Below are 19,259 nucleotides of genomic sequence, written 5' to 3'. Positions count from 1 at the left end.
ACCAACGCCGGGCCCGGCCGGCACCCGCACCCGCACCCGCACTTCAACCCTCGCACCAGCCCGACCAGCACACCAGTTCCGGCTTCCCCGGCCGAGACGGATACTGCGCACAGGCCACACATGCCGCAGAGGCCACACATGCCTCAGGGATCACACAAGTCGCAAGCTCGCACAGATTGGCACAGGCGGCACAGGCGCACCCGCCTCACAAGTACAGAAAATGAGGCGACACCACGATCGCCGAAGGCACCAGCAGCGCCGCCGCGGTCAGCAGCCGCAGCCCGGCGGAGGCAACCGGTGCGCCCACCCGGACGCCGGCGACGGCCAACTCGGGGTGTGCGGTCGCCTGCACCTGATGCACCGTGAGCTCCTCCTGGCGCTGTTGCGGCCACGCGAAGCAGGGACAGAACGGCCCGCCCGCCTGCCCGGGCCCGGACAGCTTGACGATCGCCCGGCGCAGGTTGACCCGGGCGATCGAGCCGCGCACGTCCGCGTCCGCCGCCTTCTCCGACAGTTCCGCCGCGTGGTCGGCCCATTCACCGAAGAACCGCAGCGTCGGATAGGCGTCGGCCAGCGTCTCGGCACAGACCATCCACTGTGCGTCGCGCCGGCGCAGGTGCCCCGCCATGTGGGTGAGCACCGCGTTCAGTTCCTCCGGGCGAAGCAGGTCCAGGGCCCGCGTGGTGGCCTCCACGCGCGGTGGCCGGGACGGCAGCAGCACCAGGCGCGGCGCCTCGTCCTCGACGATCACCAGACGCGGTCGACCGCCGGCCTCCTCGTCCAGGAGCGGCGCGCAGTTCTCCAGCCGGTCCAATTGCACGCGCAGCGCCCGTCGGTAGTCGCGGGTGGCGCCCGCGCCCCGGCGCCAGCCGAGCGCGAGGACCACCAGCGCCAGCACGGCGACCACGATCTGCACGACCAGCGGCACGTGCGGCATGCCGATCCGCGGGTCGAAGCCGGCCGCCCGCATCGGGGCGATCCACAGGTCGGGCGTGTAGACCGGCACGGCCAGCGCGAACGAGGCGAGTACGCCGCCGGCGGCGGCCCGCCAGGCACGTTGCACGTGGCGCGGGCTGAAGCCGCTGCGTTCGGCCCGGCGCAGGACGCGGGGGGCGGTCACCAGGATGGCCGCCGCGAAAGCCGTCAGCACAAGTCCGTACAACACGTCCTCGCCGCCCCTTTCTGGCCTCGTCACCGCCGTGCCCGTTCGGCCCTGCAACGGTTCTAGGCGCCAAGTGGTTTCCGCGTCCAGGAGACAGGCCACATCGGGCGGGTGATTTATTCGGCGGATACCAACCACCCGGTGGTATTGCGGACCCGATGCGAACCCGGATCGAATCGGTGTGGAAACCGAATCGAATTGCATCGTCCCATCTCCACGCGCGTAATTTCGAACCCTTGGGAGTGCCTTCATGCACGAGATCTCACGTTCTGCTGTGATCGCTGCCACACCGGACAAGGTCTGGGCGGTAATCGGCGACTTCGGCGCCCTGGGCGACTGGCACCCGGTGGTGCCGCCCAGCACGATCGAGGGCGGCGGCGACGCCAATACCCCGGGTGCGGTACGGGCGTTCGCAATCGACGGTGACGTGATCTCGCGCGAGGAGCTGCTCAGCCACGACGCTGACGCGCACCGAATGACATATCGCCTGATCCAGGCGCCGTTGGCGGTGAGCGACTACGTCGGCTCCCTCGTGGTGCACCCGCACCCGGACGGCAGCGAAGTGGTCTGGTCGGCCACCTACGAGGCCGACGACGACCTGGTGGAGACCATCGACGCGGTGTTCGCCGACGGCACCTACGGCGCGGGCCTGACCGCCTTGCAGGAGCGCTTCGCGTAGGGCGTGCCCCGGCGCATCCCGGCGGGTCCACGTCCGGCAAGTCCGGACTGGCCCACGTCCCGGTGGATGGCGGGCCCGTCCCGGCGGGCCCGCCTCGGGCGGAGGTGACCCCACCTCGGCCGACGCTCGTCCCGGCAGTTCCCGGCAGCAGCTCCCGCATGATCCCGGCCGGCCCCGACCGGCCCACCGGGATCCCTCAAACCAGGCCGTCCCACCCCGCCTTGCTCCGCCGCGCCGTGCCTCGCCCGCCCCGCCCCGGACCCGCCCGGGACGGCCCCTCGGGCACTCCCGCCCCGGGAGTCGGGAGCGCCCGAGCAGGCGTCACATCCGAGCCTGGCCCACCACCCGCACCCCCTCGTCCGCCGCGCGCCAGGCGACCCGCAGGCATCCGCTCCCGTCGAGCACCGGCACCGGCTCGGACACCGGCACCGGCACCGGGCCGCTCGCCGAGCCCGCGGCGAGTGAGACGAACTCGTTCCACCCGTCGTCCTCCGGCCCGGTCTGATCCCTGACCCACAACCGGCCGTCAGTGCCGCCGACGACGACCACAACCCGACCATCACCCGCGCCGATGGCCCGCACCCCGCCGACGCCGCCGACGTCCCCACCGGTGCTGCCGTCCTCACCGGCCCCACCGGTGCCGCCGGCCCCGCCGTCCCCACCGGGCAGCGGCTCGGGCCCGCTCCAGCCGTCCTTGCCCCGGGTCGAGGCCCACAGCGCTCCGTCGTTGCCGACGACCACGACCTGCACGCGCCCGTCCGCACGCACCGCGAGGGTCGGCGCGCGGTCCCCCCTCGCGCCGTCGAAGGCGTGCTCGAAGTCCTCCCAATAGCCGTCCGGCCCCTGTTGCCGGATCGACCACACCCGGCCCGACGTGGTCACGTGCACGACCACCTGCCGCCCCTCACCGTCCCGGACGCCGGCAATCCCGGCGATCGACCCGCCACCGAGGCGTTCGGCATCGGACCAGCGACCTTCCGGGTCGGCGGTTTCCGACCACACGTGCCACAACGCGCCGTCGGTGCCCTCGTAGAAGACCTCCGGCCGACCCGACGCACCGAAACCGACGATCGGATCGCCGACCAGATTTTCCGCGAGGGTCTGCCCCGCAAGCCAGGTCACGTCGTCGGCGGCCCGGCGCAGCAGGCGCAGCGCGTGTTCCTCGGCGCGGAAGAAGACCATGATCCGTCCGTCGAGGGAACGGGCCGCGACCGGAGCGCCGTCGATCGGCTCCCCCAGGTCGACCCACGGCGTCCATTTCCCGTCCGGCTGCTCGGTGCGCGACCACACGTGGTGCCCACCGGCGTCGTGCACGAAGACCGAGGCCCGCCCGTGTCGATCGATCGCAATGCCGGGAGGCCCCACGATCGTGCCGCCGAGATCGGCCGGCCCGGCCCAACTCGCCGCCCGGGCCACCGGCAGCGCCCCCGCCGACCCGACGAACGCCTGCCGAAACGAACGCCGCCCGAGCGGTACCACGGACGGAACCGCGTCGCCCGCCCCAACACCGGACGTAACCCCGTCCCCAACACCGGACATAACCCCGGACCCGTCGCCGGACGTAACCCCGGCCCCGTCGCCGGTCGTAACCCCGGCCCCGTCACCGACCGCACCGCCGCTCCCATCGCCGGCCGCAACGTCAACGGCACCGACGCCCCCTCCACCGGCCGCATCACCAGCCATGTCGCCGGCCCCATCACCGGCCACATCACCGGCCATGTCGCCCGCCAAATCGACCATCGACACGACGACACCATCCCCCGCCGCCGTGCCGATCACCACCGCACGGGTTCCCCCCGAAGTGACCGCGACCGCCCCGGCGTTCGGCATGTCCACGCTGCCGATCACCGCGCGCGCGATCGGGTCCACGATCCGCAGGTCGCGGGCGCCGCCGGGCACCACGTACAGCCGGGAGCCGTCCGGTGCGACCACCACGTCGGTGGCGCCGCCGTCGATCGTGATCGTGCCGAGGGAGCCCAGCGTGGCCGCGTCCAGGATGTGTACGCCGGCCGCGCCGGCGACGTAGACGGCCGCGCCGTCCGGCGAGCACGCCACGCCCCGAGGCGCCTTGGTCGTGCCGACGACCGTGGCACCGGTGTCGAGATCCAGCCCGATGATCGCATCCACGTCGCACACGCCCAGATAGACCCTGCCCCCACCAGGAGCCACCGCCACCGACGTCACCGAAGTTACCGAAGCCCACGGCGCCACCAAAGAAACCGAAGCCACCGAAGCCGACCGCGCCACCGAAGAAACCGGAGCCACCGGAGCCGACGGCGCCACCGAAGCCACCGAAGCCACCGAAGCCACCGAAGCGGCCAACGGATAACTGCGCACCACCGTGTTCAACGTGGGACTGAGCACCTCGACCGTGCTCGACCCCGAACCCCCTCCGTCGACGGCCGAATGGGACACGAAGTAGACGGCGCTCCCGTCCGGTGCCACGACCGGCAGGTGCGGGCGATCCGCGGCGATCCGGCCCAGCACCACCGGCATCTCGGTGTCGATCACGGTGATCACGCCGTGCTCCGGGGAGGTGACGTACACGGATCCGCCCGGGACCGCGGCCACCCCATGTGCGCCGGGCACGTCGATGGTCGCGAGTGCCGTGCCGGTGACCACGTCCAGGACGGTGACCGTGTCGGATCGGTGGTCGGTGACGTACGACTTGAGCGTCGCGAACGGCGGCGGTCCGCCGGGTATCGCGATCGAGTGGGCCATGGCATGCCTCCGCAGGCGTCGTGGCGGTCCATCGGGTACGTGCTGCCGGCGCTCGGGACAGACCAACAGCACGCGGACGCACTGTCAATGGACCGCCACCGACAGCGACCTCGGTCGGCCGCGCGTATCGCATGGTGAGACGATCGCCGTATGCTTCGGCCACCCCGAACCGATCTTGAGGTAACCATGCATCGCAGCGACACGGACCACGCCGCGGCCGCGCTCGGCATCGACCTGCCCGTCCTGGAGGCGGTCCAGCGCCGGATCCTGTGGCTCGCCACGCGCATCGTCGACTCCGCCAACCACGACCGGCCGAACGCGGACGGCATCAAGGTCGGCGGCCACCAGGCGTCCTCCGCGTCGCTGGTGTCCGCGATGACCGCGCTGTGGTTCGCGCACCTCGACGGCCCGGACCGGATCAGCGTCAAGCCGCACGCGTCGCCGGTCTTCCACGCGATCCAGTACCTGCTCGGCAATCTGGACCGGTCCTACCTGACCACGCTGCGCGCCAAGGGCGGGCTCCAGTCGTACCCCTCCCGGACCAAGGACCCGGACCGCGAATGGGTGGACTTCTCCACCGGCTCGGTCGGCCTGGGCGCGGCGGCCCCGCTGTTCGGCGCGGCCACCCGACGCTACGTGGACGCGCACTTCGGAGCCCGCCCCGCGTCCCGCTTCGTCGCTCTCCTCGGCGATGCCGAGCTGGACGAGGGCAACATCTGGGAGGCCATCGCGGACCCGGCCACCCAGGGCCTGGGCAACGTGATGTGGCTGGTCGACTTCAACCGGCAGTCGCTGGACCGGGTGGTGCCCGGGGTGCGGATCGACCAGTGGCGCGGCCAGTTCGAGGCGGCCGGCTGGCACGTGGTCGAGGTCAAGTACGGCCGCCGGCTCCAGGCCGCGTTCGAGCGACCCGGCGGTGCGGCGCTCAAGGCGTGGATCGACGCGATGCCCAACGAGCAGTACCAGGCCCTGTTCGGCCTCGCCGACAAGGACGTGCGCGCACACTTCCTGGACGGCGCCCCGGCCGACGTCGCGGACACCGTCGCGGACGTGCCCGACGCCGAACTGCACGCGCTGGTCACCGACCTCGGCGGGCACGACATCGCCGCGCTGCTGGACGCCTACCGGCGCTGCGACCAGGTCACCGACCGGCCCAGCGTGGTCTTCGCCTACACCGTCAAGGGCTGGGGCCTGCCGATCGCGGGCAACCCGCGCAACCACTCGGCGCTGCTGAGCACCGATCAGATCGCCACGCTGCGCGCCGGGTTCGGGCTGACCGAGCGCACCGAGTGGGACCGCTTCGACGCCGCCACCCCCGAGGGCATCCTGGCCGGGCAGCGCCGCGAACACCTGGCACGTGCGCCCAAGCCGGGCCCGCTCGGCGTCCCGGTCGCCGCCGCCACCGGTCAGCGGATGACCAAGCCGGTCTCCACCCAGGAGACCTTCGGCCGGGTCCTGGTCGACCTCTCCCGTGACCCGGCGTTGGCGCCCTACCTGGTGACCACCGCACCCGACGTGGCCACCTCCACGAACCTGGCCGGCTTCATCAACCGCACCGGCGTCTTCGCGCCCACCGATCGCCGCGCATGGTCCGGCGAGGGCGCGCTGAAGTGGATCGAGGGCCCGAGCGGGCAGCACATCGAACTGGGCATCTCCGAGATGAACCTGTTCCTGCTGCTCGAACAGCTCGGCCTGGCGGGCGACTTGTCCGGGCAGCCGCTGATCCCGATCGGCACGGTCTACGACCCGTTCGTGTGCCGCGGCCTGGACGCGTTCATCCACGCCGTCTACTCCGGCTCGCGGTTCATCGTGGCCGGCACCCCCTCCGGCGTCACGCTCGCCCCCGAGGGCGGCGCGCACCAGTCCACGATCACCGCGTCGATCGGGCTCGAACTGCCCGGCACCACGCTGATCGAGCCCGCGTACGGCACCGCGCTGGACTGGCTGCTGTGCGACGCGGTGGGCCGGATCGCCGGCGGCCCGGACCACGGCGTCGAACCGGACAACGGCGCCTACTACTTCCGGCTCACCACCCGGCCGATCGATCAGGCGCCGTTCGAGGCCGCCCGGACCCGACTCGGCGACGCGCTGCTGCGCCGCCAGGTGCTCGCGGGGGCGTATCGGCTTCTGGAGGCGCCCGATCTGCCGGGCGCGCCGAGCGTGTACCTGGCCGCCTCCGGCGCGGTGTTGCCCGAGGTGCTGACCGCCGCCCACGAGCTGCGCGACGAGGGCATCGCCGCGCACGTGGTGGACATCACCTCGGCCGACCGGCTCTACGGCGCCTGGCAGCGCACCCTGCGTCAGGGGGTGCGCACCGCGACCACGCCGTCCGCGCCGGGGGCGCTGCGCACCGCGTTCCCGCATCGGGCGCCGGTGGTCACCGTGCACGACTCGTCCTCGCACACGCTCGCCTGGCTCGGCTCGGCGCTCGGCGTGCCGAGCGTGCCGCTGGGTGTGGACCAGTTCGGCCAGACCGGCCGAATCGAGGACCTGTACGAACTGCACGACCTGCTGCCCGGTTCGATCGTCAACGCCGCGCTGGCCGCGCTCTCGCTCGCCTGACCGCACCCTCACCCGACCGAACCGCCGCCTGCCCGGCCGGACCCTCGCCCGGCCGGGCCGCCGCCCGACCGAATCGCCGTCCGACCCCCGCCCGCCCGAACCGCCGCCGGCCGCCGACCCGGGGCCGGCGGCCGCCCCGCCCGCCCCGGCTCGCTCACGCGTACGGTATGCCTGCTGACGGAGCGTCCGACGATTCGAGGAGCTGTGCATGCGACGCGGGGGCATGGGACGACGGTGGAGCACCCGGGCGGCGGCGGGCCTGATCGCCGCCGTCGTCCTGACGGGGTGCTCGTCCGACTCCGGCGACAAGAACGACAAGGGCGACCAGGACAAGAAGGCGGGCGGCACGGGCGCGCCGTCCGGCGGCGCCGCCGCGCCCGGCGGGAAGGGCGACCAGGATCCGAAGGCGGTCTGGGCCGCGCTGCTGGCCGCGACCACCACGCAGCAGGTGGTCGAGTACCACGGGGTGCGGACCTCGACCGGTGACACCGCCAAGGAGCAGACGGTCCGCGAGGACCTGTGGTCCTGGTACGACGCCGCCGGCAAGGCGGCGTTCACCGACCGCGCGTACCAGGTCGCCGCGGACGCGCCGGTCAAGCGCGCCTCGTGCGAGGCGGGCCGGGAGTGGAGCTACAACAACGCGCTCAAGCAGTGGACGGACACCAAGCGGCCGTGCGTCGTGGACTGGCCCGCGAGGGCAAGTACGTCGGTGACGGCATCCTGCCGACCGGGCTGACCGCCGAGCAGGCCAAGACCTTCGCCGGCCAACTCGACGCCACGCCGGGCTGGTTGACTCCCTCGGCGGTGGAACCGGCGCAGCAGAACGGCAAGTCCTACCTGCGGCTGACCGTGGACCTCAAGCCGCAGCCGAGCGGCTCCGGTTCGAGTGTGAACACCGAGCTGCTGCTCAAGGCGTTCCGCGCCACCGTCGCCGACTTCACCAAGGGGCCCTACCAGATCGAGAACTTCGGTCGGCAGAGCGGTTCGCCGGTGCGCGCGGTGTTCTGGCTCGACCCGGCCACGCACCTGCCCGCGTACTCGGAGGTGAGCACGACGGTGGTGGACAAGGGCGTGGCCACCGGCGCGGTTCGGCATCTGCGCACGGAGTACCTCTTCGGCGCGCCGGCGCCCAAGCCGGATCGCGGCACGCTGGTCCCGGTGCCCGCCCCGAGTTGGCCGGAACAGGGCACGAAGCCGCCGCAGGTCTGAGCGCCGGCACGACGCGCGAAGGGCGGGTCCGGGATCCGGACCCGCCCTTCGCGGTGTGCTCGGCGTGCGGTGTGCTCAGCGTGCGGCGAGCGCCGCGAGCGGTTCCCGAACCGGGTCGAGCACCGCGCTCAGCCACGCGGTGTGTTCGTGCGCGGCCAGCCACGCGTCCAGCTCGGCCAACGGCACGTACGCGACGTCGTCGACCTCCTCCGGGTTGAGCCCGAGGTCGTCACCGGCCAGGCCGACGAAGAGGTGATTGAACTCCTTCTCGACCAGGCCCGAGACCTCGTCGGTGACGTCGTAGGTCACCAGGCCGGCCGATTCGAGCACGGTGGGCTTGACGCCCAGCTCCTCGGTCAGTCTGCGCAGCACCGCCTCCCTGGGCTCTTCGCCCGGGAAGGGGTGGCTGCAACACGTGTTGGACCATCGGCCCGGCGAGTGATACTTCGTCAGCGCCCGACGCTGCATCAACACCCGGCCCTCGTCGTCGAGGAGGAAGACCGAGAACGCGCGGTGCAGTTGGCCCGGCGGCTGGTGAGCCTCCAGTTTCTCCGCGAGGCCGATCGTGTTCCCTTGTGGGTCCACCAACTCGACCATGACCCGACCGTCCGGCTGCTCCTGCGCCATGTGCTCTCCCTGCTGTTCGGCATTGCCTGCACAGTATCCGGCGGGCGAGTCACGGGTCCGCGATACCGCGCCGACGCCCGCCCCATCGTTGTCCGGCCCACTACATCGTTGTCTGTACGGCGGAATCCCACCTGCCGACGATCCCCCGGCGGCCTGCGCGGGACAGGCTGGTGGGGGTCCGTTCGCCGGCGCCCTCGTCCCACCGGGGCGTCCGGCCGGGCGCCCGCTCCCGCTCCCACTCCCGAGGAGGAGATCGCCGTGGTCGTCGCCATGATCGTGGCCTGCGAGGTGGGCTTTTGGGTGTTGATCGCCCTGGGCCTGCTGAGCCGCTACGCACTGCGTCGCCGTCGGCTGAGCAACGTGTTCCTGTACGGCACGCCGCTGCTGGAGGTGATCCTGCTCGTGGTCGCCGTGGTGGACCTGCGCGGCGGCGCCACCGCCGGGGCGCGGCACGGGATCGCCGCGTTGTACATCGGGACCACCGTGATGTTCGGTCACCGGGCGATCCGGTGGGTGGACCAGCGGGTGGGCTATCACTTCCTCGGCGGACCGCTGCCGTGGCGACCGCCGAGGCGCGGCATGGACCGGGTCCGCTACGAGGCGACCGAGTTCGCCCGCACGCTGGGCGCGATGGCGATCGCCGGTGCGCTGCTGGGCCTGCTGATCCTGATCACCGGCGACGCGGAGCGGACCGAGGCGCTGACCGGATTCTTCGGCGCACTCGGCGCGATCACCGCGATCTCCCTGGTGATCGCGGTGGTGGGCGTGTTCGAGGCCTTCGGCAAGCCGCCCAAGCCCAAGCCCGCGCCGCGCAGGCTGCGCGATCGCGTACACGCCTGACCCGCCCGGCGCACGGGTCCCGGTGCCGGTCCGGATCCCGGTCGCGCAGCCCGGACAGACCTCGGCCCCGGAACACGTGGGAGATGTTCCGGGGCCGAGGCACAAACGGTGGTGGGCGTTCAGCCCATCATCGCACCGGCCATGTTCGCCGCACCGGCAAGGAAGTCGGCCGGCGCCGCGGAGTCGCCGCCCCGGGCGTGGTGCGACTGCTCCTCCGGGCCGCAGTCGTCGCTCGGCGCGTGGTGCGGCGGCGGCGGGAGCTCGGGCGGACAGTCGTCGACCGGGGGAGCGTGGTGCGGCGGCGTGGGGTTGCCCGGGTGCCCATGGGGCGTCGGGGTGACGTGGTCGCTACCGTCGGCGTTGATGCAGGTGTTGCCGAAGGTCGGGTTCAGCGCCGCGATGATGTTGACGCTGTTGCCGCACACGTTGATCGGAATGTGCACCGGCACCTGGATGTTGTTGCCGGAGAGCACGCCGGGCGAGTCCACGGCGGCGCCGTCCGCCTCGGCCGACGCGAACGCCTGGCCCCCCATCGCAACCGAACCGCCGAGAATGGCGGCGGTGACGACCGCACCCTTGGTGAGCTTGTTCACTGGTAGTTATTCCCATCGATCGATAGACGGTGGAACCGAAGTTCCGGGACGTCCAACGCCCGAGGGGGCGGACCGGTGACGGGGGGCGCGCGAACTTCCCCCGTACGTAGCAACCCGCGCGTGACGAGAGGTCGAAACGCGCTACCGACGGGGGAATCCGGGCACCGCACGCAATCGGCTCAACGAGCCGGGTGTCGCTCGATCACGCGCGGGCGATTGCCTCGTGATGGTGAATCACCTCGGCGACCAGGAAGTTGAGGAACTTCTCCGCGAAATCGGGGTCCAGCTTGGCGCTCTCGGCCAGTGCGCGCAGGCGACGGATCTGCACCGCCTCGCGGGCCGGATCGGCCGGCGGCAGCTTGTGCTCGGCCTTGAGCACGCCCACCCGCTTGGTGCACTTGAACCGCTCGGCCAGCAGATGGATCAGGGCGGCGTCGATGTTGTCGATGCTGTCCCGCAGGTCGAGCAGCTCGGCGGGCTTGTCGGGCGCCTCGCCCGACGTTTCGTCAGTGGTTCCGTTGGCCATAACGGGTGACCCTACCCGGCGACGTCACACCGGCGAACGGACGGCGTTCCGGAGCCGCGGGCGAGCCTCCCGAGGCGCTCGCCGTCGTCGCCTCATCGCGTGATCGGGGGAAATGTCACCACCTGTCATCTCTCGTTCTGCCAGGTGTCACATCGCCACCTGCGGGGGACCCTCTGAGTACGGTCCGCGCCGTCGGCTGTCCCTGCTCCGGCGCAACGATCGTTCGGCGGTGCTCAAGGGGATGCGGCCGGGGCTGCGGTAGGGGGCGAGCGACATGATGGAGGAAGTGCGTCTGACGCCGAGCGAGCGGCGGATGCTGGAGGAGATCGAGTACGAACTGCGCAAGGACCAGGAACTGGATCTCGCGCTGCGTACCATGCGCCCTTCCCGCAACCGCCGACGGACCGGCGCACGCGGCCGTGTCGTTCCGGGCGCGGGCTCGATGCCGGCCTCGAAGCGGGCCCGCCGCGGGCTGCGTCGACCGACGCTCTCCGGCACCTGGCACGTGCTGCTGGTGGTGGTGCTGTGCGCGGCGGTCTTCGCGGCCCTGGCCACCACGTCCGGCGTCTACCTGCTGGTGATCGCGTTCGCGCTGATCATCATGGGCTGCACCACCACGCTGGTCTGGCTGTGCGTGACCTTCCTGTTGCGGCGCGGCGGCAAGACCTGACCGCACCTCGTTCGACCCGGGCCCGGTCCAGGCATGGGTGACGACACCGGTCAGCGGGCCCGGTGGTTGCGGCTGCCGGTCACCCGGCTGAGCCCGCGCCCGCGTGCCGCGACCATCAGCGTGCCCGCCGGGGCCGCGACGCCGAGCATCAGGGCCGCGTCCAGCGCGCCCATGCCCCCCTGGCCGATCGAGTAGAACACCAGCGCCAGCGCCGCGAACATGCACATCAGCACCGCGGCGGTCATCCGCTCGGCGCGGCGCCCCCGGGTGAGCAGCCACAGGCAACCGACCAGACCGACGCACAGCGTGACCAATGCGGCGATAGCGGTGGTGGTCATCGCGCCTCCTCGTCGTGCTTGCGACCCCGGACGGGCCCTGTCCGACCGATTACCCCAGGTGATCGCGTCGAAGCCGCAATCCCACCGGAATCGAATCCTAACCGGCACCTACCCCCATGGGGTATATGATCGGCGACGTGACACTTACCGCACCCCCATGCGGGGGCATCGCCCGACTGGAACTGCTCAGGCGCCTGGGCACCGCGACCGTCCGGATGACGCTCGTCATGGAGCGCTGCTGCCGCGCCTGCCCCCGCCACCCTGCGTAATGCCGCCGTGACACCTGCGTCGAACGCGGGGGACGGCCGCGCGGTCCACTCCGGGCGGCATCGCCTCCGGCCACCACGGGCGGCCGCCGCGGGCCGGCCGCCGCGCCGCGGCGGGCCCCGACCAAGTGTTCGCATCCGGGCGGGAGTTCGATCTCGGCCGGGGCTTCCGACCCCGGCCGGCGGTTCGGCTGCGATCGACGGGCTCCGATCGCGGTGTCAGCCCCGATCGGGCGTGAAGAACGGCAACACCCGCTCCTCGCCCGTCGGCCGCAGGTCCACCCGTACCCGCATGCCCGAGTGGATCTCGGTCGGTTCCACCTCGACCAGATTGGTGAGCATGCGATAGCCCTCGTCCAGGTCCACGATCGCCACCGCGTACGGGTCGCCGACTTCGCGCGCGGCGGGCCGGCGCACCACGGTCCAGCTGTACACGCTGCCGCGCCCGGCGCTGGTGGCCCACTGCAACGCGCGCGACGAGCAGCCGCGGCACATCTCGGTGGGGGCGAAGTTCGCCGTCTCGCACGCGCTGCAACGCTGATAGCGCAACTCCCCCGATTCCGGGGGCACCCGCATCGACGCGGCGGGGGTCACGGGTACACCGATCTGCGGTCCCAACACGGGTGTCACGGCCTTTCCGTTCGGTCGTACTTGCTCCGGCCCGTCGATGTTCGAAACGAGCGTCGCTGCATGCTCGCGCACCAAGCACGCGGTTGCCGAATCGGCCGCGACCCGGTTCCCGTTCGCCGCTCGCACCCCCCGTGGGGAGGACGTCGACAGGACTTCTCGGCCAAGTCGGGGACAGCGCTTGCGTGATTGGCGCAGGATGGGTAGCGCAAGTGATCCGCCACGGCGCGTAATCGTTCCGCGCGGGCTCGGGGTGGGGACGCACGGCAGAGAGGTTGCGCGATGAGGGCACCACGCATGGCACCGCGCCCGGGTGACCTGGGGCGCGAGAACACACCCGACCCCGTTGTCCGGACGGAGCCCATGCCTCTCGTCGAGCGCGATTTCATCCAACGCGAACTCCGCGAGCATCTGGCCGCGGTCCGCGACACCGGCGAGGGTCGGGTCGCGGTGGTCACCGGCCAGGCGGGCATGGGCAAGTCCGCCGTACTCGAATGGGCCCGGTACACGGCCGAGTCCGAGGGCTTCACCGCGCTCCACGTGATCGGCTACGACCTGGAGAAGGTCCGGGTCTACGGCCTGGTGAAGCGGCTGTTCAAGGACCTGTCCGCGCTCACCCTCGAGGCCCGGAAGGAACGGCTCGGCGAATGGTACGGCATCCTCGGGCCGATCTTCGGCGGTCCGCGCCAACCCGGGGAGGCGCCGGACACCGAGGACGTGCTGTCCGCCCTCGACGCCGTCGTCCACGGCTACGTGAGGGAGCGTTCGCCGCTGATCATGGTCATCGACGACGCGCATTGGGGCGACCCCTCGTCGATGGAGTGGCTTGCTCAATTCGCCATCAAGGTGCGCGATTTCCCGATCCTGATCGTGGTGTCCTACCGTCCGGACGAGTACGTCCCCGCTCTGGAGCCATCGCTGCGCGCGCTCGACGACGTCGCCGGTCGAACGGCGACCAAGTTGAAGCCGTTGGGCCTCGAGAGCACCGCGGCGGTGGTCCGGCACCGTTTCCCCGACCGGCCGGTCGACGACGCGTTCGCCGAGCACTGCCATCTCTGTTGCGGCGGAGAGCCGCAGACCCTGCGGGAACTGCTGCGGTTCGTCGAGTCGTCCCGGATCGAGCCGCTCGCGTCCTCGCTGCCCCGGCACGGCGTCGCGATGGAGCAGCACGCGGCCCTCGCGTACGTCGACAAGCACTTCAGGAAGCGATTCTCCCGGCTCGCGGCGGACTCCCGCACGCTGGCGCGGGCCGCCGCGATCCTGACGCCGCACGTGACGATCGATCGCGCGGCCCGGCTCACCGGGTTGAGCCGGGAGGCGATCATCGCCGCCGCCGAGGACCTGTACCGGCAGGAGATCCTCACGTCGGTCGACGACCCGCGCTCGAACTGGGGTTTCACCCACCCGCTGGTCCGACTCGCGGTCTACCGCCACTGCTTCGAGGCGAACGAGCGCAGCGCGATGCACCACGAGGCGGCCCGGCTGTTGCGCGCGGACCGCTTCTCCGCGCAGACCGCGGCCACACACGCGCTGAAGGTGTTCGGCGTCCGGGACGAGTGGGCGACGAACGTGATGGTGGACGCGGCCCGCGAGTGTCTGGCCTCCGGTGTGCCGAAGGCCGGCGTGACCTACCTCGAACACGCGTTGACGCAGCTCGCGCCGAAGCACATGCACGCCTGGCTCTACTACAACATCGGCCGCGCGCTCTTCGTCAACGACCCCACCGCCAGCCTCGAACCGCTGACCAAGGCGCTCCAGGCGGCCGACGAACCGGGCTCGGAGCTGCGCACCCACATCGTCGTCGAACTCGGCCGCTCGTACGCGTTCAGCGGACAACTACCCAAGAGCATCGCGCTCTTGGAGCGAGAGATCCAGATCACCCCGGTCGGGAAACGGCCGAGGCTGTACGCCGACCTGTTCATGTGGGCCGCGTTCTGGGAGGACGACGCCGGCTTCGCCTCACGCGCGCACAACCTGCAGCGCTTGACCGTACGCCTGAACACCGAGGGCGCCACGACCCGGACGAACTACTCGCTGTTCGCTCTGGTCGCCTGGTACGGAGTGCTCACGGGACGGCGGTTGCAGACGACCACCAAGTTCGCCCGCGCGGCGCTGGGACCGGAGGCGGCGAACAAGGAGCGCCCCGGATTCAGTTGGGTCGAGGACGGCTGGGGCTTCGAGATCCCGATGGTGCTCACCCTGACGTTCATCTACTGCGACCTGTTCAAGGAGGCACACGAACTCCTGGAGAGCGGCATGGCCGAACTCCGGGACAACGGTCGCCAACGCGCGCACCTGTCCTACGGCCACGCCTTTCGGGCGATGTTGTCCTACCGGATGGGCAAGCTCAAGGAGGCCCGCAAGCAGGCCGAGACCGGTTTGGACATGGCCCTCAAACTGGGCGAGGGCACGCCGTCGCGGTGGTACGCGGCCGGTGTGCTGATCCAGACCCTGATCGCGCTGGGCGATCTCGACGAGGCCGAGAAGATCGCGCACCGGATCGGCTTCGACGATCCGGCGAAGGCCGAACAGGCCACCCGCGTCCTGCCGGTCCCGGCCATCGTGCTCGCCGAACTGCGGATCGCCCAGGGCAGGCACGACGAGGTGATCCAGCCGCTGACCGAACTCGGCGCCCGGCTGCGCGCCCGCGGCATGGACAACCCGGCGTGGTGTCCGTGGGGCCTGCTGCTGGCCGAGGCGTTGAACGCCGAGGGGCCACAGCAGGACAAGAAGCTGGCTCGCGAGGTGGCCAAGCAGGCCGTCGCCCGGGCGGACACGTTCTACGCCCCGGTGGCCGCCGGCCAGGCCAAACGGGTGGCCGGGATGATCGAGGACAACGTCGACGCCCAACAGGCGCTGTGGGACGCGGCGGTCGCCCTGGAGGGCGTCGGCGCCAACTACGAATACGCCAAGGCGCTGCTCGCCTACGGCGACCGGCTGCGCAAGGACGGCCACAAGCCGGATGCCATCGGCGAGTTGGAGCGGGCCCGGGACACCGCGATGGCCTGTGGCGCGATCCCGGTGCAGACCCGGGCCGCGGCGATGGTGGAGGCCCTGGTCGGTGCCACCGCGCTGCCGCCGGTCGACCACGAGCGCGCGGATGCGGACGAGTGGGTGGACGAGTACACCGGCGGATACAGCCCGTTCGGAATCCCGCATCGCGAGGAGGCCCGCCCCGACGCGGACGGCGATCGTTCCGAGACCTGGCCGTTCCGCGAGGGCCCGACCCGTCGGCCGGAGCCGGAGTAGCCGCGCGCGGACCCGGCCGCGCACCGGCGACGGGGAAACCGGATCGGGACGCGAACGCACCGGCGATCGGCGGCGGCGCGCGGTCCCGGTACGGTAGCGGGGTGATCGACACTGCTGCTTCCTCCCCCGTTGGTGCCGTCGCCGCTGGTCTCGCGACGATCGCCGCAGACGGCACCGTCCTGGACACCTGGTACCCCGCACCCGAGCTGACCTCGGGCGACGTCGATGGCAAGGCCGAGACCGTTCGCCTGTCCGCCGACGAGGCGATCGAGGCGCTCGGCGCCGACGCCGCGGCCGGCCTGGGCACCGACGCGGTGCGCGGGGTCGAGGTCGTCGCCGTGCGCACGGTGATCGCGTCCCTGGCCGTCGGCCCGGTGGACACCCACGACGCGTACCTGCGGCTGCACCTGCTCAGCCACCGCCTGGTCCGCCCGCACGGGCAGAGCCTGGACGGGCTCTTCGGCGTGCTCCCGAACGTCGCGTGGACCAACCTGGGCGCGGTCCCGGTCGACGGCGTGGACGCCGCCCGGCTGCGGGCCCGGGCCGCGCGGGTGCCGTTCGAGGTGGCCGGCGTGGACAAGTTCCCCCGGATGACCGAGTTCGTGGTGCCCAGCGGCGTGCGCATCGCCGACACCACCCGGGTCCGCCTGGGCGCGCACCTGGCGCCCGGCACCACCGTGATGCACGAGGGCTTCTGCAACTTCAACGCGGGCACCCTGGGCGCGTCGATGGTCGAGGGCCGGATCAGCGCGGGCGTCGTGGTGGGCGACCACAGCGACATCGGCGGCGGCTCGTCGATCATGGGCACGCTCTCCGGCGGCGGCAAGGAGACCATCTCGGTCGGCGAGCGCTGCCTGCTCGGCGCCAACGCGGGCATCGGCATCTCGCTCGGCGACGACTGTGTGGTCGAGGCGGGCTGCTACATCACCGCCGGCACCCGGGTGACCACCCCGGACGGCAAGGTGGTCAAGGCCGCCGAGCTCTCCGGCCGGGACGGCCTGCTCTTTCGCCGCAACTCGGTCACCGGCACGATCGAGGCGATCGCCCGGACCAAGTCGTGGGGCGCGCTGAACGAGGAACTGCACAAGAACGACTGACCCGCTCCCGGGCGGGGCCGGCGGAATCTCCGCCGTCCCGCCCGGGGTTGCTCACTCGCCGGTCGGGTCCGGGGCTGCCCGGGTGCCCCCTCCCCGGTCGGGGCGGGAGCCGCCCACTCGCCGGCTCACTCCTCGACCAGGTCGGCCGGCTTGGCACCGGTGGCCACGGCGCGGATCACCTTGCCGGTCGGCGTGCGCGGCAGCGGGTCGGTGCGCAGTTCCCAGTGCGCGGGCACCTTGAAGTGCGCCAGGCGCTCCGCGACGTAGGCGCCGAGCAGTTCGGCGGTGAGCGCCGCACCGGGCGCGGGCACCACGATCGCCTTGACCTCCTCGCCCCACTCCGGATGCGGCACGCCGACCACCACCGACTCGGCCACGTCGGGGTGTGCGTCCAGGCAGTGTTCGATCTCCGCCGGGTAGACGTTCTCCCCGCCGCGCAGGATCAGGTCGCTGCGCCGGGTGGCCAGGTAGAACCGGCCGTTCCGGGTGTAGCCGAGGTCGCCGGTGCGCAGCCGGCGGTCCGGCGTGAGCGCCTTGGCGGTGGCCTCGTCGTTGCCCCAATAGCCGAGCATCACCAGCGGGCTACGGATCCACAGCTCGCCCTCCACGCCCTCCGGCTGCCGCCGACCGTCCCGGTCGTGGACGGTCACCTCCACGGTCGGCACGGCCGCCCCGATCGCGCCCGGCTCGTCCTGGAGTTGCGCGGCGCCCGCGGTGGTGGCCACCCCGCCGGACTCGGTCAGCCCGTATCCGACGCCGAGCGCGCCCTTCGCGTTCGGGAACACCTCCTGGAGCCGGCGCACCAGTTCGGGGGAGAAGGCCGCACTGCCGCCGCCCAGCCGGGTGATCGAGGACAGGTCGTACGTCGGGGTGTCCGGGTGATTGGCGACCCGCCAGCCCAGCGTGGGCACCAGCGACCACGTGGTGCAGCGCTCGCGCTCGATCAGGTCGAGCAGTCGGGGCACCTCGAACCGGCCGCTGTAGAGCACCATGGTCTGCCCGCCGGCCAGTGCGGCCACCGCGCCCGCGAGCAGGCCCGAGACGTGGAAGAACGGGCTGTTCACCAGCCACCGTCCGGGCGGCGCCTGGGCGAGCGCTTCGGCGGGTACGTGTGCGGTCGCCCGGGCGGCGAGCAGCGCCTGGAGGTTCTGCATCGCGACCACGTTGCGGTGGGTGAGCACGGCGCCCTTGGGCCGGCCGGTGGTGCCGGAGGTGTACAGGATCAGTGCGGGGTCGTCCTCGTCGGCGGCGCCCGGCGGCAGCTCGGCATCGGGCGCGTAGGCGGCCAGGGCGGCGCACTGGGCCTCGATCTCCAGTACCGGCACACCCAGGCTCCGCTCGGCCTCCGACGCCCCGCCCAGGCGCTCCAGCCGACGCCGGTCGGCGATCAGCAGCGCGGGGGTGCAGTCGCGTACGCCGTGGCGGATCTCGTCGGCGGCCCACCATCCGTTCATGCCGACGGTGATCGCGCCCAGCGCCGCGGCGGCCTGAAACACCGTCAGCCACTCGGGCCGGTTCGCGGCCAGGATCGCGACCCGATCCCCCGGGCCGATCCCGTATCGCTCGCGCAGCGCGAGTGCGGTCGAGGCGATGTCACGCACGTGTTCGGCGAAGCCGATCCGGCGGTCCTCGTACACGAGGTACTCGCGGTCGCCGAACCGACGGGCCCGCTCGACGAACGCGGTGATCGACCGTGGTCGATCGGCCAGAACGCGCAACGGCACGCCGAGCACGTCCTCTTCGACGAGCGCGAACGGTCCGCCGGGGGCGGTCAGGGCGAGAAGGGCGGCGTCGGGTGCGGGCGCGGCGGAGTTGGTGGTGGCCATGGGGCGGACCCTAGAACTGCTTGACCGAGTCATTCAAGTGAGCGGGGGTGTGATCTGACACGTGTTCAGGTGGCAGGTGCGTGGGGGCGAGGTGCGGCCGACCCACCCGACGGCGGCACACCACACCGGTGGCCACGGGACCCGAGCAGGTCGCCCCGGGGCCCGGGAAACCGCGACCTCCGCACCGAACGCAACGGGTGAAGCGGGTGGGCACACACCTGGACCGGGCCGAATCGCGACCGCAGCCGCACCGCGGAGGCGGCCGAC

16 protein-coding genes are annotated in these 19,259 nt (G+C 72.0%); 8 read left to right on the top strand and 8 right to left on the bottom strand.

What is annotated here, in order from left to right; genetic code table 11:
- Positions 1–205: 205 nt before the first annotated feature.
- A complete protein-coding gene (locus ACZOOI_RS23230) occupies positions 206–1,165 on the bottom strand; it encodes a M48 family metalloprotease (protein WP_465277622.1) in 960 nt (319 codons plus the stop codon).
- Positions 1,166–1,412: 247 nt separating this feature from the next.
- On the opposite strand from ACZOOI_RS23230, the gene ACZOOI_RS23225 reads away from it, so the two are divergent.
- Positions 1,413–1,841 (top strand): SRPBCC family protein, encoded by a 429-nt coding sequence (locus ACZOOI_RS23225; RefSeq protein WP_465277621.1) that lies wholly within the window; start codon positions 1,413–1,415, stop codon positions 1,839–1,841.
- A 321-nt stretch (positions 1,842–2,162) separates the two neighbouring features.
- Here ACZOOI_RS23225 and ACZOOI_RS23220 read toward each other — a convergent pair whose 3' ends face one another.
- Positions 2,163–4,562, bottom strand: coding sequence for a DUF8189 domain-containing protein (locus tag ACZOOI_RS23220; RefSeq protein WP_465277620.1), 2,400 nt, complete (start codon positions 4,560–4,562; stop codon positions 2,163–2,165).
- Positions 4,563–4,748: 186 nt separating this feature from the next.
- Here ACZOOI_RS23220 and ACZOOI_RS23215 point away from each other — a divergent pair, with 186 nt between their 5' ends.
- From ACZOOI_RS23215 to ACZOOI_RS23205, 3 genes are all read left to right on the top strand, one after another.
- A complete protein-coding gene (locus ACZOOI_RS23215) occupies positions 4,749–7,124 on the top strand; it encodes a transketolase-like TK C-terminal-containing protein (RefSeq protein WP_465277619.1) in 2,376 nt (791 codons plus the stop codon).
- A gap of 208 nt (positions 7,125–7,332) precedes the next feature.
- Positions 7,333–7,860, top strand: coding sequence for a hypothetical protein (locus tag ACZOOI_RS23210; protein ID WP_465277618.1), 528 nt, complete (start codon positions 7,333–7,335; stop codon positions 7,858–7,860).
- The gene (locus tag ACZOOI_RS23205; RefSeq protein ID WP_465277617.1) at positions 7,797–8,333 is read left to right on the top strand and encodes a hypothetical protein; all 537 of its coding nucleotides are present in this window, start codon (positions 7,797–7,799) and stop codon (positions 8,331–8,333) included. Before ACZOOI_RS23210 ends, ACZOOI_RS23205 begins: the two co-directional genes overlap by 64 nt.
- Positions 8,334–8,408: 75 nt before the next feature.
- Here the strand turns inward: ACZOOI_RS23205 and idi are convergent, their stop codons facing one another.
- Positions 8,409–8,960 carry an isopentenyl-diphosphate Delta-isomerase gene (gene idi / locus ACZOOI_RS23200; RefSeq protein WP_465277616.1) on the bottom strand — a complete coding sequence of 184 codons (552 nt, stop codon included), beginning with the start codon at positions 8,958–8,960 and terminating at the stop codon, positions 8,409–8,411.
- A 258-nt stretch (positions 8,961–9,218) separates the two neighbouring features.
- Here idi and ACZOOI_RS23195 point away from each other — a divergent pair, with 258 nt between their 5' ends.
- A complete protein-coding gene (locus tag ACZOOI_RS23195; RefSeq protein ID WP_465277615.1) occupies positions 9,219–9,800 on the top strand; it encodes a hypothetical protein in 582 nt (193 codons plus the stop codon).
- A 119-nt stretch (positions 9,801–9,919) separates the two neighbouring features.
- On the opposite strand, the gene ACZOOI_RS23190 is transcribed toward ACZOOI_RS23195, so the two are convergent.
- Both ACZOOI_RS23190 and ACZOOI_RS23185 read right to left on the bottom strand, forming a co-directional pair.
- Positions 9,920–10,393, bottom strand: a complete 474-nt coding sequence (locus tag ACZOOI_RS23190) for a chaplin (protein WP_465277614.1) — start codon at positions 10,391–10,393, stop codon at positions 9,920–9,922.
- 202 nt (positions 10,394–10,595) lie between these two features.
- A complete protein-coding gene (locus ACZOOI_RS23185) occupies positions 10,596–10,919 on the bottom strand; it encodes a chorismate mutase (protein WP_465277613.1) in 324 nt (107 codons plus the stop codon).
- A gap of 274 nt (positions 10,920–11,193) precedes the next feature.
- On the opposite strand from ACZOOI_RS23185, the gene ACZOOI_RS23180 reads away from it, so the two are divergent.
- Complete coding sequence (locus ACZOOI_RS23180; protein ID WP_465277612.1) at positions 11,194–11,589, top strand: hypothetical protein; 396 nt, start codon at positions 11,194–11,196, stop codon at positions 11,587–11,589.
- Between the two features lie 50 nt (positions 11,590–11,639).
- Here ACZOOI_RS23180 and ACZOOI_RS23175 read toward each other — a convergent pair whose 3' ends face one another.
- Together ACZOOI_RS23175 and ACZOOI_RS23170 are read right to left on the bottom strand one after the other, a co-directional pair.
- A complete protein-coding gene (locus ACZOOI_RS23175) occupies positions 11,640–11,927 on the bottom strand; it encodes a hypothetical protein (protein ID WP_465277611.1) in 288 nt (95 codons plus the stop codon).
- A 485-nt stretch (positions 11,928–12,412) separates the two neighbouring features.
- Positions 12,413–12,823, bottom strand: a complete 411-nt coding sequence (locus tag ACZOOI_RS23170; RefSeq protein WP_465277610.1) for a Zn-ribbon domain-containing OB-fold protein — start codon at positions 12,821–12,823, stop codon at positions 12,413–12,415.
- A gap of 360 nt (positions 12,824–13,183) precedes the next feature.
- Here ACZOOI_RS23170 and ACZOOI_RS23165 point away from each other — a divergent pair, with 360 nt between their 5' ends.
- Positions 13,184–16,069: an ATP-binding protein gene (locus tag ACZOOI_RS23165; protein WP_465277609.1), complete on the top strand. Its 2,886-nt coding sequence runs from the start codon at positions 13,184–13,186 to the stop codon at positions 16,067–16,069.
- A gap of 101 nt (positions 16,070–16,170) precedes the next feature.
- The gene (dapD, locus tag ACZOOI_RS23160) at positions 16,171–17,166 is read left to right on the top strand and encodes a 2,3,4,5-tetrahydropyridine-2,6-dicarboxylate N-succinyltransferase (RefSeq protein WP_396007147.1); all 996 of its coding nucleotides are present in this window, start codon (positions 16,171–16,173) and stop codon (positions 17,164–17,166) included.
- A 125-nt stretch (positions 17,167–17,291) separates the two neighbouring features.
- Here dapD and ACZOOI_RS23155 read toward each other — a convergent pair whose 3' ends face one another.
- Positions 17,292–18,992: a class I adenylate-forming enzyme family protein gene (locus tag ACZOOI_RS23155; protein ID WP_465277608.1), complete on the bottom strand. Its 1,701-nt coding sequence runs from the start codon at positions 18,990–18,992 to the stop codon at positions 17,292–17,294.
- Positions 18,993–19,259: the final 267 nt, after the last annotated feature.

It is taken from the genome of Embleya sp. L77, from assembly GCF_055557415.1.
The sequence above is the reverse complement of the archived record's forward strand: the minus strand, read 5'-3'. Positions and strand labels throughout refer to the sequence as shown.